The sequence below is a fragment of the Blastococcus saxobsidens genome (assembly GCF_002938435.1).
In the GTDB taxonomy this organism is placed as follows: domain Bacteria; phylum Actinomycetota; class Actinomycetes; order Mycobacteriales; family Geodermatophilaceae; genus Blastococcus; species Blastococcus saxobsidens.
This window is the reverse complement of sequence record NZ_POQT01000036.1, coordinates 1-14,391: the sequence shown is the minus strand read 5'-3', so window position 1 is coordinate 14,391 and position 14,391 is coordinate 1. Positions and strand designations below refer to the sequence as shown.

Here is a 14,391-nt window from a genome sequence, read left to right as displayed (position 1 = left end):
AACGGCGGATCGTGCTTGACTGTCCGCCGTTCCGCCCGCCCCCGAAGGGACCGCGATGTCGATCCTGTCCAGCTTCGCCGAGGCCCTCGCCACGTCCCGGATCGAGGTCGTCGACCTCACCGCGCCGCTGTCGTCGGAGACGCCGGTCATCCAGCTGCCGGAGCAGTTCGCGCAGACGGCGACGTTCCAGCTGGAGGAGGTCAGCCGCTACGACGACCGGGGCCCGGCCTGGTACTGGAACAACTTTCGGACCGGCGAGCACACCGGCACCCACTTCGACGCGCCCAACCACTGGGTCACCGGCCGCGACGGCGAGGACGTCGCCTCGGTGCCGGCGCGCCGGCTGATCGCCCCGGCCGCGGTGCTCGACTTCTCCGAGCACGCGGCCACGGACCCCGACTTCCTGCTGGAGGTCGACCACATCCGCCAGTGGGAGGCCACCCACGGCCTGCTGCCCGAGGGCGGCTGGCTGCTCTTCCGCACCGGCTGGGACGCCCGCTCGGACTCCCAGCAGGAGTTCCTGAACGCCGACGACACCGGCCCGCACACACCAGGGCTGTCGGTGGAGTGCGCGCGGTGGCTGGCCGAGGAGTCGCAGGTGTTGGGGCTGGGCGTGGAGACGGTCGGCACCGACGCCGGTGCGGCGCACTCGTTCGACCCGCCGTTCCCGTGCCACGCCTCGCTGATGGGGAGTGGCAAGTACGGCCTGACCCAGCTGCAGAACCTGGCGCAGCTACCGCCGACGGGTGCCCTGCTCGTCGCGGCGCCGCTGCCGATCGTCGGCGGCTCGGGCTCGCCGACCCGGGTGCTGGCGCTGGTCGAGCGGGGATGACGGCGGCGCCCGGGGACGCTCCGGCGCGCACCGTCGCCACGGCGGTCGGCGAGGTGCTCGTCCGGAGCGGGATCGACACGGTGTTCGGCGTCGTGGGGTCCGGCAACTTCGTGGCGACCAACGCGATGGTCGCGGCCGGCGCGCGGTACGTGGCCGCCCGGCACGAGGGCGGGGCGGCCACGATGGCCGACGCCTATGCGCGCACCAGCGGCCGGGTGGCCGCGGTGAGCCTGCACCAGGGCTGCGGGCTGACCAACGCGCTCACCGGCATCACCGAGGCGGCCAAGAGCCGCACGCCGCTGGTCGTGCTCACCGCGGAGGCGACGTCGCGCCGGTCGAACTTCTTCGTCGACCAGCCGGCGCTGGCCGCCGCCGTGGGCGCGGTGTCGATGCGGGTCGGCTCGGCGGCCGGGGCGCAGGCGCAGGCGGCCGCGGCGGTCGCGACGGCCCGGGACCAGCGGCGGGTCGTCGTCCTCAACCTGCCGCTGGACGTGCAGCAGCTCCTCGTGCCGGACACCGCACCCGCGGCGCCCCCGCCGGCCGCCCCCACCCCCCGGGCCGACGTCGGACCGCTGGCCGAGGCCCTGCGCCGGGCCCGCCGCCCGGTGTTCGTGGCCGGCCGCGGGGCCCGCGGTGCCGGTGCCCGCGCAGCCCTGGAGGACCTCGCCGACCGCTGCGGCGCGCTGCTGGCGACCTCCGCCGTGGCCCGGGGGCTGTTCCGGGGCAGCGCCTGGGACCTCGACGTCTCCGGGGGGTTCGCCACGCCGCTGGCCGCGGAGCTGATCTCGGGCGCGGACCTGGTCGTGGGCTGGGGCTGCCAGCTCAACATGTGGACCATGCGACACGGCCGGCTCATCGCCGACGACGCCGTCGTCATCCAGGTGGACCTCGAGGCCGACGCGATCGGTGCTCAGCGCGACGTCGACCTCGGCGTGGTCGGGGACGTGGCCGAGGTGGCCGCCGGTGCAGCGGTGCTCCTGGGAGGCCCGGCGCCCGTGGGCTACCGGACGCCGGAGGTGCACCGCGCGATCGCCGAGCGCGGCCGCTGGCGGGACGAGCCCTTCGCCGACGCCGGAGGAGCGGGGCTGATCGACCCGCGCACGCTCACCATCGCCCTCGACGACCTGCTCCCGGCCGAGCGGGTGGTGGCGGTCGACTCGGGCAACTTCATGGGCCACCCGAGCGTGTTCCTCGAGGTGCCCGACGAGTCCGGGTTCTGCTTCACCCAGGCCTTCCAGTCCGTGGGGCTGGGCCTGGCCACGGGTATCGGGGCGGCGCTGGCCCGCCCCGACCGGCTGCCCGTGGCGGCGCTCGGTGACGGCGGCGCGCTGATGGGTGCGGCGGAGCTGGAGACCGTCGTCCGGCTCGGGCTGCCCATGGTGGTCGTGGTCTACGACGACGCCGCGTACGGCGCCGAGGTGCACCACTTCGGGCCGGACGGGCACCCGCTGGACACCGTCCGCTTCCCCGAGGTCGACTTCGCCGCCATCGGCCGCGGCCACGGATTCGAGGCAGTGACCGTGCGCGGGCCGACCGACCTCGCAGGGGTCGCGTCGTGGCTGGCCGGCCCCCGGACGGCGCCCCTGCTGGTCGACGCGAAGGTCACCCGCGGCGAGCCGTCCTGGTGGCTCGAGGAGGCCTTCCGCGGCCACTGAGCGGGGCGGCTACCAGGCGGTGGTCGCCTGCAGGACCGCCTCGGTGAGCGCGCGGGTGCGCAGCTCCGTCACCTGCTGGTACTCCGGGTCGGCCACCATCGCGCTGAACGCCGCACGAGACGGGTAGCGGACCAGCAGGACGGCGTCCCAGTCCTGCCCGGACTCGGCGACCAGCGACGTCGACCCGTTGCCGGCGTAGAGCACCTCGCCGCCGTAGCGGGGCAGGAAGGTGGAGCTCAGCGCCTCGGCGTACTGCGCGTACAGCTCGCGTCCGCCCTCGGCGTAGCGCAGCAGGTTGAGCATGACCACGGGGCCACCCGGGTCCTCCTGCAGGTAGCGCTTCAGGTCCGCACCACGGGGATCGATCGCCATGCCCGCAAGTTAGCCGACGGCCCGGTGCCCTCCTCCGCGAAGCACGCCCATGGCGCGGACGCGGCCGGGTCGTCGGCTCACGGCCAGCCCTGCTCGTGCAGGGGCGTCACCGTGGCCTGGCCGAGGACCAGGTGCCCGGGGGCCGCGATGATCCATGCGACGAGGTCGGCGACCTGACCGGCCGGCAGCGCCTCGTCGTCGGGCTTCTCGACCGCACCGGGGTCGGCCGTGTGACGGCCTGCCGGATCCCACACCCCCCAGGACGTCGCCATCGCGCCGGGATAGAGGACTGACGCTCGCACACCGTGCGGTCTGCCCTCGGCTGCCAGCGACTGGGTGAAGCCGGTCAGCGCGAACTTCGACGCGCAGTAGGCCGCAGCCTCGCCCCAACCCCGGAGCCCGGCCACCGACGACACGTTGACGATCGTGCCGCCCCTCGCCGCGCGCATGTGCGGGAACACTGCCTTGCTCAACACGAAAGGGGCTCGCAGGTTCACCGCGAGGACGCGGTCCCAGTCCCGCACCTCCATCTGCTCGACAGTGCCGGGGACGTCGGTGGCGGCCGCGTTGACCAGCACGTCGACCCGTCCCCAGGCGTCGACGACCTCATCGACGGCGGCGTGCGCCTCTGCCGCGTCGGTGAGGTCCACGGGTCGGGCCCGCGCTGTGCCTCCGCCCCGCTCGATCTCCCGCTGCACCTCGGAGAGGTCGCCGGCGTCGCGCGCGAGGAGCGCGATCCGGAGCCCGTCCCGTGCCAACCGGAGCGCCACCGCTCGGCCGAGCCCGCTGCTGGCGCCGGTGACGACCGCCACCCGCTCGGTGTCCGGGCCGGGAGTGGCCATCGGGTCCTCCGATCCGTTTCGTGCCCGCGAGCCGGGCCGTCGTCCCGCCGGACCCGCGGTGGAGAGGGAGTCCGGTCGATCAGTGCGTCGGGGGCGGATCGAGCAGCCGGTCGAGGACCGCTCCGGTGCTCTGCGCCTGCACGTACTCGTCCACCACCTCGAGGGCGAGCTCTCGCACCGACCTCCCGCCGATCCCGGCGACCACCCCGCGCCGGATCACGCCGGCCATCGATCGCCTCCGGTGCCGGTCATCCGCGCTTCCTACCCGCCACGGCCGCGGGGACACGCGAGGTGGTGTCGGGTGGCGGTCCTCGCGCCCCCGGGCCGCCGGGTGAGACCCACGCCTCCGGGTAGGGGAAGCCGCATGCAGGCGGGAGCGACGTCCCAGGAGAGCAGCATCCGGCTGGCCGACGGTCGGATGCTGGCCTACGCGGAGTACGGGGACCCGGACGGGGCACCGGTACTCGGCTGCCACGGTTCGCCGAGCTCGCGGCTGGAGCGCCACGTCGAGGACGCGGAGGACTACCGGCGCTGGGGAGTGCGCCTGCTCGTCCCCGACCGACCGGGGTTCGGGCGGTCGGACCCGCAGCCCGGTCGCCGGGTCATGGACTGGCCCGACGACGTCCGGCAGCTGCTGGACTCCCTCGGGATCGGGCGGTTCGCCGCCCTCAGCCTGTCCGGCGGGGCGGCCTACGCGCTGGCCTGCGCGCACGTCTTCGGCGAGCGGGTGCACGCGGTCGGCATCCTCGGCGGGGCGCCGCCACCCGACGTCCCGTGGCCCTGGCCGCGGTGGGTGCCCGAGCGGGTCCGGGCGGCGGCGCACCGGCCCGCGCAGCTGGCGTCGGTGCTGCGGCCGGTGTTCGCGCCGATCGCGTTGCGCCCGGCGATGATCCCGCGCTACCTGCAGGTCCGGCTGAACGCGGCCGACCGCCGGGTGATCGGCCGTCCCGCCGTCCGGCGGATCCTGGCCGACACCTTCGCCGAGGGGCTGCGGAACGGTCCGGCCGCGCTGGCCGAGGACCGGGCCCTGCTGTTCCGGCCGTGGGGCTTCCCGCTGTCGGCGATCGGGCAGCGGGTGCACATCTGGCACGGGACGCAGGACTGGCAGGTGCCCGTCGTCCTGGGGCAGGTGCTCAGCACGATGCTCCCCGACAGCGCGGGGCACTGGCTGGCCGGTGAGGGGCACTTCCTCGTGTTCGACCACGCCGAGGAGATCTACCGGACGCTGCTGGCCTGAGCCGCCGCCTCAGAGCTGCGCGGCGACCAGGGGCTCGAGGGTGATGGTCGAGTGCCGCTGCTGGAGCATGCGCAACGCCCACTTGTCGGTGAACAGCGCCAGCAGCTCGCCGTTGGACCGCTGGACCACCTCGGTGCCCCCGGAGGCCGACACCAGCGGCACCGACTCCGCGTCGGTCCGCATGGCCAGGCTGTAGGGCAGCCGGTCCAGGTGCACCGCGGCGTTGAACTCGTGCTCCATGCGGTGCGTCGCCACCTCGAACTGCATCGGCCCCACCACGGCCAGCACCGGTGAGCCGTCGCCCCGGCGGTCGGAGCGCAGCACCTGCACCACACCCTCGGAGTCCAGCTGCTCGATGCCCTTGCGGAACTGCTTGTGCTTCGCGGTGTCCTTGCTCCGGACGACGGCGAAGTGTTCCGGGGCGAACGTGGTGACCGGGGGATAGGTGACCGGCTTCTCGCTGTAGAGGCTGTCGCCCACGCCCAGCGCGTTGGCGTTCACCAGGCCCACGACGTCGCCGGGGTAGGCCAGGTCGACGACCTCGCGGTCCCGGCCGAACACCTGCTGGGCGTACTTGGTGGCGAACGGCCGCCTGGTCCTCCCGTGGGTGACCACCATCCCGCGCTCGAACACCCCCGAGCAGATCCGGATGTAGGCCAGCCGGTCCCGGTGCGCGGCGTCCATGCCGGACTGCACCTTGAAGACGAACGCGCTGAACGGCGCGGCGAGGCCGCGGACGGCGCCCTCGGCGTCGGGGCGGCCGGCCGGGGCCGGAGCCAGGTCGACCAGGGTGTCCAGCAGCGCGCCGACGCCGAAGTTGGAGACCGCCGAGGCGAACAGCACCGGCGTGCTGACCCCGCCCAGGAATGACTCCTGGTCGTGGTCGGCGCCGGTCTCGGTGAGCAGCTCGGCCTCCTCCTGGGCCTGCAGCCAGACGTCGCCCTCCCGGGCGGTGGCCTCCTCGGCGCTCAGCAGCTCCTCGGGGGCGATCGTGGCGCCGCCGGCGGTCCGGGTGAAGCGGCGGAAGTCGCCGGAGCGCCGGTCGAGCACGCCGCGGAAGTCACCGGCGATGCCCACCGGCCAGGTCAGCGGGGTGGGGGTGAGCCCGGTGCGTTCGGTGATCTCGTCCATGAGCTCCAGGGCGTCCTTGCCCGGGCGGTCCCACTTGTTGATGACGGTCACGATCGGGATGCCCCGGTGCTTGCAGACGGCGAAGAGCTTCATCGTCTGCGCCTCGAGGCCCTTGGCGGCGTCGACGAGCATCACCGCGGCGTCGACCGCGGTCAGCACGCGGTAGGTGTCCTCGGAGAAGTCGGCGTGGCCGGGGGTGTCCAGCAGGTTGATGACGGCGTCGCGGTAGCCGAACTGCAGCGCGGCCGACGTGATGGAGATGCCGCGGTCGCGCTCCATGTCCATCCAGTCCGACACCGTGCCGCGGCGGCCCGCTTTGCCGTGCACCGCGCCGGCCTGCCCGATGACGCGGGCGTGCAGGGCCAGGGCCTCGGTGAGGGTGGACTTGCCGGCGTCCGGGTGGCTGATCACGGCGAAGGTGCGGCGGCGCGCGGCCTCCGCGACCGCGGAGCGGGCGGCCTCGCCGGGGGAGCTGGCGGCGGTCACGGGGGTTCTCCTCGGTGCGGGGGCGCGCGACGCCGGAGGGCATCGGGCTGCGCGCCACGGTGTGCGGGGGACACCGCGTCCGCAGGCGTCGGCCGGCACGGACCGGTGCGCCGGGGATGGGCGGGCGCAGTGCCCGTCGGTGTCCGGTATCGGAGAACGCTACAGGCGTCAGCCGACGTACCCGGCGCGCATGTCCTCCACGATCAGCGGCCGGTCCAGCGTGGACGGGCTCAGCCGCTGCCGCGGCCGGTCGGTGGGGAAGACGGCGGCGGCGTCGAGGACGGCCTCGTCGAGGAAGCGCGTGGGCGGGGTGGACGGGGACAGCCCGAGTCCCGGCGGGCTGCTCCCCGCCTGCGCCAGGGCGAAGCCCCAGTCCCCGAAGCTCGGCACGTGCACGTGGTAGGGCACCGGCGCCAGCCCCGCGGCCTCCATGGTGGAGACCGTGCGCCAGAAGGCGGTGGGGGTCGAGTACGGGCTGCCTGCCTGCACGCTGACCAGGCCGTCGGGGGCGAGCGCCGCGGCGACCAGGCCGTAGAACTCCTCCGAGTACAGCCGGCCCAGCACCGGGGTGTCCGGGTCGGGCATGTCGACGACGACCGCGTCGAAGCCCGCGGCGGCCGGCGAACGCAGCCAGCGGAAGGCGTCGTCCTGGACGACCTGCACGCGGGGGTCGTCCAGGGCGCCGGCGTTCAGCGCGGCCAGCCGGGTGCGCGCGAGCTGCACCACGGCAGGGTCGAGCTCTACCTGCACCACCTCGGCCACCGACGGGTGGCGGAGCACGTCGCGGGCGGCCAGCCCGTCCCCACCGCCGAGGATCAGCACCCGGGCGGGGTCCCGGGCGAGCGCGGGGTACACCAGCGACTCGGTGTAGCGGTGCTCGTCGCGGCTGGAGAACTGCAGGTCGCCGTCGAGGTAGAGCCGCAGGTCGCCGGCGCGCTCGGTCAGCACGATCTCCTGGTAGGCCGATCGGTCGGCGGACACCACCGGGTCGTCGTACAGGCGCTGGCGGGCCGTCGTCTCGATGTCCTGCGCGCGCCACAGCAGGACGGCCAGCACGGCGGCCGCCAGCAGCAGCGCGGCGGTGGCCGCCCGCCGGGCGCGAGGGCTGAGCTGGGAGCGCAGCAGGAGCGCGGCGACCACGGCGGCGGCCAGCAGGTTCACGACGCCGGTCAGCGCCGCGCCGCGCACCTGCCCGGCCAGGGGCAGGAGCACGAACGGCCAGAGCAACCCGCCCAGCAGCGCCCCGGCGTAGTCGGCGGCGTTGAGGTCGGCGAGCAGCTTGCCGGAGCCCTCGGCGTCGATGCCCGCGCGCCCGGTCTGCAGCAGCGTCATCAGCAGGGGCACCTCGGCGCCCACCAGCACGCCGATGACGGCGGTCGCGACGAGCAGCACCACGGTGCTGGTGCCGTAGAAGGAGAACGAGACGTAGAGGGTGACCGCGCTCAGCCCGCCGACGACGCCCAGCAGGATCTCCACCGCGACGAACGTGCTGGCCGGCCGGTGCAGGAACGGCTTGACCAGCAGGGCACCGGCACCGAGCGCGGCGACGAAACCCGCGACGATCAGCGAGGTCTGGGTGATGCCACCGCCGACCAGGCTGGCCGACAGGGTGAGCAGGACCAGCTCGTAGACCAGCCCGCAGGCGGCGCAGACCGCGACCGCGGCCAGCAGCAGCGGCCGGGAGCGGACGCCTGAGGCCACCGGCGCCTGCGTGGCGGTCGCAGCCATCGGCTCAGGACAGGGCGGCGGCGTTCACCGCGCCGATGGCCACCAGGCTGATGCCCACGGCCCAGGCCGAGCCGCGCATCCGCGGCTCGTTCACCAGGGCGCGCAGGTCGGCCGGGATGGCGGCGTCCAGCACCCGCAGGGCCAGTGCCTGGAGCAGCACGCCGACCAGGCCGTACACCGCCGTGTCGACGAGTCCCTGGGCCAGGCTGTCGCCGCTGGTCATGATCGCCGTGACGACGATGATCGCCAGCGCCAGGTGGTTGGCGCCCAGCAGGATCGCGGCGTTCGGGTTGTGGTCGAGGTAGACCTGGGTGCGCAGGTTGCCCGGCGTCAGCAGGTCCAGCGCCAGGAAGCCGAGGGCCAGCACGCCCACGCCGATGACGAAGAACAGCAGCGTCGCCACGACACCCTGGCCCAGGGCGTCGCCGTCGACGGTGCCGAACTCCAGCGCCTGCCATGTCGTGCTCACGTCGGGGTTCCTCCTGGGATCGGGTGGGGGCTGCGGGGCTGGATCACTTGCCGTCTCCGGGGCCGCCGCCCCCGCCGCTCCCGACGGGGGAACCCGGCCGGAAGCCCGGGCCCAGGAAGGCGAAGAAGCCGCTCCGGTAGCGGCCGTCGAGGTCCTCGACCCGCACGGTGCTGCCGGCGGCCGCCGCGCTGACGATCACGATGTCGTCGGAGTAGCGGAGGTACTCGTTCCCGCCGTCGGCCTGCCGCTCGGCCGGCGGGACGGCCTCGGCGATGGCCGCGGTGGTGGTGCCGACCGGGTCCGAGGAGGAGTAGACGGAGGTGTCGCCGTCGGAGTCGGTGAGCCGGTAGGTGTCCTCGAGGAAGCCGCGGACGTCCCCACCGCTGCCGCACCCGGTCAGCAGGACGACGGCGGTCAGCGCCAGGGCGGCCAGCCGGCGTGGTGCGCTCACGGGTTCCACCTGCTGCGGGTCGTGACGACGTCGCCGGCGTCGCCGTCGGGGTAGAGGTGCCAGGTCTCCCACGTCCAGCCGCCTCCGGGGAGCGGCTCGGCGGTGAGGGCGGTCAGCGCGCCGGTCGAGCCGGGGAAGGCGCCGAGCAGCCAGCCGGGCTCGCCGGCCGCGCGGGCGCGGAGCCGGTCGGCCGTGGCGTCCAGCTCGGCGCGGCCGACGCGGGCGACGGTCGAGGAGAGCTCGTAGCCGCCGGTGCGGTGGTGGCGGGGGAGGGGCTCCCCGCCGGCGCCGACGGCGTCGCAGGAGACCTCCTCGGTGAGCCGCCGCCCGCCGGCGAGGGCGGTGACCACGTGGGAGGCGCCGAGCACGCCCAGCGCGATCTCGCCGCCGGCGCCGTCGGCCAGCCTCAGCTCCGCCAGGGGGCGCGGGGCAGGCCGGTCGAGGACCAGGCCCAGGGCCGCGGCGACGACGTCGCGCGGCTCCACGTCCAGGAGGTGCAGGCTCACGGCGTCTCGGCGGTGCGGTGGTAGACGGTGAGCTCCCCGCGGCTGACGCTGCGCCCGGTGGAGACCTCCCACGACTGCGTGGGCGCCCACCGCTCGAAGGCGAGCTGACCGGTCTTGTCGGCGGTCGCGTAGTCGGCGTACTCCATCGTGCCGCTGGGCGGCGTCCCGGTGGTGCCCTCGGCGGTGTAGGTGGCACGGCCGCGCTCGATCTGCCGGTGCACGCGGTCGTCGAGGACGACGTCGCCGTCCGGCGTCAGGCCGGTGCCCTCACGCCGCATCCACAGGGTCATCTCCAGGTCGCCCTCGTCGTCCTCGACGGTGAGCCAGCGGCGGCCGGTGGACCCGTCGAGCAGGTGCTCGCGCCAGGTCATGCCGCCCTCCTCCAGCACGATGGTGCCGCGGACGACGTGGTCGATGCCGGCGTAGGTGATCACGTCGCCCACGCCGATCCTGTGCGGGTCGTAGACGTCGGGCTCGTCGGCCAGCGGGTCGACCCGGCGGCGCGGACCGGCGGCCTTCGCCAGGTTGCGCCGGCGCAGCACGAGGATCACGGCGACGAGGACCGCGAGCGCGACCAGCACCGCGATCAGCAGGCCCAGCAGCAGATCGGACATCGAACGGATCTCCCAGCGGACGGGGGACGGGCCGTCTCCGAACCTAGCGTGGCCGGGCCGGGCCGGGTCGGGCGCGGTGCACGGCACCGTGTCCGGCGGACGCAGCGGACGGGAGGAAAGTCGTTCGCCATCGATGAGTTCGTCGGCGACAGTTCGTCTGACAGAGGGAAGGACGACGACTCCCGCTCCGGGTGAGGTACCCATGACGCTGCACGCACCGCTGGCCATCGAGGCGACCGGCCTGGTCAAGACCTACGGGGAGACCACCGCGGTGGCCGGCATCGACCTCGCGGTCCCCGCCGGGGTCGTCTACGGCGTGCTCGGCCCGAACGGCGCCGGGAAGACGACCACCATCCGGATGCTGGCCACCCTGATCCGACCCGACTCGGGCAGCGCCCGGGTGCTGGGCCACGACGTGGTCACCGAGGCCGACGCCGTCCGGGAGCAGGTGAGCCTCACCGGCCAGCTCGCCTCGGTCGACGAGGAGCTGACCGGCCGGGAGAACCTCGTGCTGCTCGGCCGGCTGCTCGGCCTGCGCCGGGTCGCGGCTCGGGAGCGGGCCGACGAGCTCCTGGAGGCTTTCGGGATCTCCGCCGCGGCCGGGAAGCTGGTCAAGCACTACTCCGGGGGCATGCGGCGCCGGCTCGACATCGCGGCCAGCATCGTGGTCACCCCGCGGCTGATGTTCCTGGACGAGCCGACCACGGGCCTGGACCCGCGGTCGCGCAACCACGTCTGGGAGATCGCCCGCGCGCTGGTGGCCGAGGGGACGACGATCCTGCTCTGCACCCAGTACCTGGAGGAGGCCGACCAGCTGGCCGACGGCATCGCCGTCATCGACCGGGGCAGGGTCATCGCCGAGGGCACCCCGGGGCAGCTCAAGGCGTCGGTCGGCACCGGCGCGCTGCACGTGCGGCTGCTCGACCCGGACCGGCGACCGGAGGCCGCGGCGCTCCTGGAGCGCGCCGTGGGCAGTGCCGTCCTGGAGCCGGATCCCGCTGCGCTGTCCGCGCAGTGCACCGACTCGGCGCGGGCCGCCCTCGGCGTGGCCGAGCTGGCGCGCGCCGGGATCGGCATCGCCGACTTCTCCCTCGACCAGCCGAGCCTGGACGAGGTCTTCCTGGCCCTGACCGGTCACGCCGCCGAGGAGCCGCCCACCGCCACCCTCGAGGAGCAGACGTCATGAGCGCAGCCACCTCCGGCACGGACGCCGCCGACACCGCCGCCGTCCGCCGGGCGATCGCCTCGACCGCGCGCCCGCCGCGGCCCGGCCCCCTCTCGGCTGCCCTGACCTTCGGCTGGCGCGGGATGCTCAAGGTCAAGCACGTCCCTGAGCAGCTGCTCGACGTCACGGTGACCCCGGTGATGTTCCTGCTGATGTTCACGTACCTGTTCGGCGGCGCGATCGCGGGCTCCACCAGCGCCTACCTGGACTACACGCTGCCCGGCTTGCTGGTCATGTCGGTGCTCTTCACCACCGTCTACGCCGGGATCTCGCTCAACACCGACCTGACCAAGGGCGTCGTCGACCGGTTCCGGTCCCTGCCCATCTGGCGGCCGGCCCCGCTCCTGGGCTCGCTGCTGGGGGACAGCGTCAGGTACGCCATCGCCGGCACGGTGGTCATCGTGGTGGGTGTCGTGCTCGGGTACCGCCCCGACGCCGGGGTGGCCGGGGCGCTCGCCGCGCTGGCCATGGTGGTCGTCTTCTCGTTCGGGCTCTCGTGGGTCTTCTGCGTGCTGGGCCTGCTGCTGCGCAGCCCGAACGCGGTCATGAACGCCGGCTTCATGGGCATCTTCCCGCTGACGTTCCTGTCCAACGTGTTCGTCGACCCGGCCACCCTGCCCGGGCCGCTGCAGGCGTTCGTCGAGGTCAACCCGATCTCGATCCTGGCCACGGCCTGCCGCTCGTTGATGGACGGCACCCCGGACGCCGTCGCGATCCTGGTGTCGCTCGCGGTGGCCGCCGGGCTGGCCGCGGTGTTCCTGCCGCTGACCACGCGCCTGTACCGCAGCCGCTGACCGGCGGTGGTCAGCCGCCGGCCGCCGGACGGGCCGCCCCACGCCCCATGGCGAGGGCGGCGACCAGCCCGGCGGCCAGCACGGCGGTGCTCACCCCGAACGCCACCTGGAAGGACGCCACGTCGGTGAGCCAGCCGGCGACCAGCGGGCCGGCGATCGCCCCCAGGTCCGCCGACATCTGGAACACCGCGACGATGCGCCCGCCGCGGGCCGCGCTCAGGTCGCCGACCAGGGCCGCCGGCGCGCTGGCGAGCAAGGAGGCGGCCAGCCCGAAGACGGCCATCGAGACGAGGAACGCCCACAGCGCGGGCGGGAGGACCAGGACCGCCATGGCGGCGGTGGCCAGCGCGGCGCCCAGGACCAGCGACGGCCGCCGTCCCCAGCCGTCGACGAGCCGTCCCGACCGCAGCAGGCCCAGGGCCTGGGCAACCGACCCGGCGAGCAGGCCGGCGCCCGCCCACGCGACCGTGCGGCCCAGCTCCTCGGTCACGTACAGCGGCACCAGGGAGTTGCGGACGCCGAACAGCACCCAGCCGACGCCGAAGTTGGCCACCAGCGCGGCGATGTAGGCCCGCGACCGCAGGGCCGTGGCCAGGCCGACCGGTCCGGCGCTGAGATCCGGGCCGGCGACGTCGGAGGCCTCGGGGGCGCCCGGCTCGGGCTCGGCCGTGCGCAGCATCAGCATGCCGACGCTGCCGGCCACCAGCAGGAAGCCGGCGTAGAGGAAGAACGGCAGGCGCGGTGAGAGCTCGGCCAGCAGCCCGCCGGCCGCCGGGCCCGCGATGCCGCCGAGGATGAAGCCGCCCTGCCAGGTGGCGGCCGCCCGGCCGCGGTGCGACGGCGGGGCCACCCGCAGCAGCAGGGACAGCGCGGCCACGGTGAACATGGCGCTGCCGATGCCCCCGGCCGCGCGCAGACCGAGGAACAGCGGGAAGGACCCCGCCAGCCCGGCCAGCCCGGTCGTGACCGCCACGATGACCAGCCCGGAGGCCAGGACCAGCCGCTCGCCGAACCGCTCGACGAGCGTGCCGCCGCTGAACGCCGACACGAAGCGGAAGAACGCGAAGGCGCTGACCGCCAGCCCGACGGCCGTGGTGCCGACCCCGAAGGAGCGGGCGAACAGCGGGATCGCCGGGGCGACGACGCCGAAGCCGAGCGCGACGACGAACGCGATGACGGCGAGCACCTTGACCTCGCGGGGGAGGTCCCCCCGTGACACGACCCGCACGGAACGCGATGGTTTCATGCCGCACCTGGTCGCCGTCGGGAAGGGGCGACTCTCCGCTCGGCCATCACCGCAGCCGGGGTGCAGCCGGGAGACCCGACGTACAGCCGCGCCGTGGCGCGGCTGTACGTCCGGCGGTGCGGCTCAGGCTGCCGCCGTCGCGGCCGTCAGCCGGCGATGCCTCTTGCCGGCTTCCGCGCCGCGGTCCGCTCCTCGCTCGTTCCTCGCTGCGATGCTCCCGCAGGCTGTCAGCCGGCGATGCCTCTTGCCGGCTTCCGCGCCGCGGTCCGCTCCTCGCTCGTTCCTCGCTGCGATGCTCCCGCGGCTGTCAGCCGGCGATGCCTCTTGCCGGCTTCCGCGCCGCGGTCCGCTCCTCGCTCGTTCCTCGCTGCGATGCTCCCGCGGCTGTCAGCCGGCGATGCGGCGGGCACTGGCGAAGCTGCCCATCGAGTCGATCGGGGCGACCTTGACCGGCACGCCCGAGGTGGAGGCGTGCACCATCTGCCCGTTGCCCACGTACATGCCGACGTGGCTCACCGGGTCGTAGAAGAACAGCAGGTCGCCGGGCTGCAGGGCCGAGCGCGACACCGGGGTGCCCATCTGGGACTGCATGCGGCTGGAGTGCGGCAGGTCGATCCCGGCCGCGGCGTACGCGAACTGGGTCAGGCCGGAGCAGTCGAACGCGTCCGGTCCGGCGGCGGCCCAGACGTAGGGGTCACCCACCTGGGCCAGCGCCGTCTCCACCGCCTTGGCCGCGGCCGCGGCCGCGCTGCCGCCGGCGACGGGTGCCGGCGCCGCCACGGCGGGCGCGGCAGCCGGGGCGG

The 14,391-nt window shown here is 74.7% G+C and carries 16 protein-coding genes; 5 read left to right on the top strand and 11 right to left on the bottom strand.

Annotated elements, in window-relative coordinates:
• The first annotated feature begins 55 nt into the window (after positions 1-55).
• Complete coding sequence (locus tag C5507_RS17975) at positions 56-832, top strand: cyclase family protein (protein ID WP_104529883.1); 777 nt, start codon at positions 56-58, stop codon at positions 830-832.
• Positions 829-2,487 carry a thiamine pyrophosphate-binding protein gene (locus tag C5507_RS17970; RefSeq protein WP_104529882.1) on the top strand — a complete coding sequence of 553 codons (1,659 nt, stop codon included), beginning with the start codon at positions 829-831 and terminating at the stop codon, positions 2,485-2,487. The genes C5507_RS17975 and C5507_RS17970 overlap by 4 nt, the downstream gene beginning before the upstream one ends.
• A gap of 9 nt (positions 2,488-2,496) precedes the next feature.
• On the opposite strand, the gene C5507_RS17965 is transcribed toward C5507_RS17970, so the two are convergent.
• The 3 genes from C5507_RS17965 to C5507_RS22455 all read right to left on the bottom strand — a co-directional run bounded on the left by C5507_RS17965 (position 2,497) and on the right by C5507_RS22455 (position 3,930).
• The gene (locus tag C5507_RS17965) at positions 2,497-2,859 is read right to left on the bottom strand and encodes a DUF1330 domain-containing protein (RefSeq protein WP_104529881.1); all 363 of its coding nucleotides are present in this window, start codon (positions 2,857-2,859) and stop codon (positions 2,497-2,499) included.
• A 77-nt stretch (positions 2,860-2,936) separates the two neighbouring features.
• Positions 2,937-3,701, bottom strand: coding sequence for an SDR family oxidoreductase (locus C5507_RS17960; protein WP_104529880.1), 765 nt, complete (start codon positions 3,699-3,701; stop codon positions 2,937-2,939).
• A gap of 79 nt (positions 3,702-3,780) precedes the next feature.
• Positions 3,781-3,930 (bottom strand): hypothetical protein, encoded by a 150-nt coding sequence (locus C5507_RS22455; RefSeq protein WP_158657639.1) that lies wholly within the window; start codon positions 3,928-3,930, stop codon positions 3,781-3,783.
• A 135-nt stretch (positions 3,931-4,065) separates the two neighbouring features.
• On the opposite strand from C5507_RS22455, the gene C5507_RS17955 reads away from it, so the two are divergent.
• Complete coding sequence (locus C5507_RS17955; RefSeq protein ID WP_104529879.1) at positions 4,066-4,938, top strand: alpha/beta fold hydrolase; 873 nt, start codon at positions 4,066-4,068, stop codon at positions 4,936-4,938.
• A gap of 9 nt (positions 4,939-4,947) precedes the next feature.
• On the opposite strand, the gene C5507_RS17950 is transcribed toward C5507_RS17955, so the two are convergent.
• The 6 genes from C5507_RS17950 to C5507_RS17925 all read right to left on the bottom strand — a co-directional run bounded on the left by C5507_RS17950 (position 4,948) and on the right by C5507_RS17925 (position 10,323).
• The gene (locus tag C5507_RS17950) at positions 4,948-6,555 is read right to left on the bottom strand and encodes a peptide chain release factor 3 (RefSeq protein ID WP_104529878.1); all 1,608 of its coding nucleotides are present in this window, start codon (positions 6,553-6,555) and stop codon (positions 4,948-4,950) included.
• A 168-nt stretch (positions 6,556-6,723) separates the two neighbouring features.
• Positions 6,724-8,283 (bottom strand): polyamine aminopropyltransferase, encoded by a 1,560-nt coding sequence (locus tag C5507_RS17945; RefSeq protein ID WP_104529877.1) that lies wholly within the window; start codon positions 8,281-8,283, stop codon positions 6,724-6,726.
• Between the two features lie 4 nt (positions 8,284-8,287).
• Positions 8,288-8,752, bottom strand: coding sequence for a DUF350 domain-containing protein (locus tag C5507_RS17940; protein WP_104529876.1), 465 nt, complete (start codon positions 8,750-8,752; stop codon positions 8,288-8,290).
• A gap of 43 nt (positions 8,753-8,795) precedes the next feature.
• On the bottom strand, positions 8,796-9,203 hold the full coding sequence (locus C5507_RS17935; RefSeq protein WP_104529875.1) for a DUF4247 domain-containing protein: 408 nt from the start codon (positions 9,201-9,203) through the stop codon (positions 8,796-8,798).
• Entirely contained in the window at positions 9,200-9,709 is a 510-nt protein-coding gene (locus C5507_RS17930) for a DUF2617 family protein (protein ID WP_104529874.1), read from the bottom strand. Before C5507_RS17930 ends, C5507_RS17935 begins: the two co-directional genes overlap by 4 nt.
• Positions 9,706-10,323, bottom strand: coding sequence for a DUF4178 domain-containing protein (locus C5507_RS17925; protein WP_104529873.1), 618 nt, complete (start codon positions 10,321-10,323; stop codon positions 9,706-9,708). The genes C5507_RS17930 and C5507_RS17925 overlap by 4 nt, the downstream gene beginning before the upstream one ends.
• Before the next feature lie 202 nt (positions 10,324-10,525).
• Between C5507_RS17925 and C5507_RS17920 the strand changes: the two genes are divergently transcribed.
• Together C5507_RS17920 and C5507_RS17915 are read left to right on the top strand one after the other, a co-directional pair.
• Positions 10,526-11,509 (top strand): ATP-binding cassette domain-containing protein, encoded by a 984-nt coding sequence (locus C5507_RS17920; RefSeq protein ID WP_104529872.1) that lies wholly within the window; start codon positions 10,526-10,528, stop codon positions 11,507-11,509.
• The gene (locus C5507_RS17915; RefSeq protein WP_104529871.1) at positions 11,506-12,342 is read left to right on the top strand and encodes an ABC transporter permease; all 837 of its coding nucleotides are present in this window, start codon (positions 11,506-11,508) and stop codon (positions 12,340-12,342) included. The genes C5507_RS17920 and C5507_RS17915 overlap by 4 nt, the downstream gene beginning before the upstream one ends.
• Positions 12,343-12,352: 10 nt before the next feature.
• Here C5507_RS17915 and C5507_RS17910 read toward each other — a convergent pair whose 3' ends face one another.
• Both C5507_RS17910 and C5507_RS17905 read right to left on the bottom strand, forming a co-directional pair.
• Positions 12,353-13,561, bottom strand: coding sequence for an MFS transporter (locus C5507_RS17910; RefSeq protein WP_242611037.1), 1,209 nt, complete (start codon positions 13,559-13,561; stop codon positions 12,353-12,355).
• A gap of 414 nt (positions 13,562-13,975) precedes the next feature.
• Positions 13,976-14,391 (bottom strand): C40 family peptidase (locus tag C5507_RS17905; protein ID WP_170107067.1); only part of this gene is annotated, 416 nt, incomplete at its 5' end.

Bases quoted from the DNA above. Each gene is read 5' to 3' on its own strand.
- C5507_RS17965 (WP_104529881.1), bottom strand. From the start codon at position 2,859: ATGGCGATCGATCCCCGTGGTGCGGACCTGAAGCGCTACCTGCAGGAG.
- C5507_RS17955 (WP_104529879.1), top strand. From the start codon at position 4,066: ATGCAGGCGGGAGCGACGTCCCAGGAGAGCAGCATCCGGCTGGCCGAC.
- C5507_RS17960 (WP_104529880.1), bottom strand. From the start codon at position 3,701: ATGGCCACTCCCGGCCCGGACACCGAGCGGGTGGCGGTCGTCACCGGC.
- C5507_RS17970 (WP_104529882.1), top strand. From the start codon at position 829: ATGACGGCGGCGCCCGGGGACGCTCCGGCGCGCACCGTCGCCACGGCG.
- C5507_RS17925 (WP_104529873.1), bottom strand. From the start codon at position 10,323: ATGTCCGATCTGCTGCTGGGCCTGCTGATCGCGGTGCTGGTCGCGCTC.
- C5507_RS17975 (WP_104529883.1), top strand. From the start codon at position 56: ATGTCGATCCTGTCCAGCTTCGCCGAGGCCCTCGCCACGTCCCGGATC.
- C5507_RS17915 (WP_104529871.1), top strand. From the start codon at position 11,506: ATGAGCGCAGCCACCTCCGGCACGGACGCCGCCGACACCGCCGCCGTC.
- C5507_RS17945 (WP_104529877.1), bottom strand. From the start codon at position 8,283: ATGGCTGCGACCGCCACGCAGGCGCCGGTGGCCTCAGGCGTCCGCTCC.
- C5507_RS22455 (WP_158657639.1), bottom strand. From the start codon at position 3,930: ATGGCCGGCGTGATCCGGCGCGGGGTGGTCGCCGGGATCGGCGGGAGG.
- C5507_RS17920 (WP_104529872.1), top strand. From the start codon at position 10,526: ATGACGCTGCACGCACCGCTGGCCATCGAGGCGACCGGCCTGGTCAAG.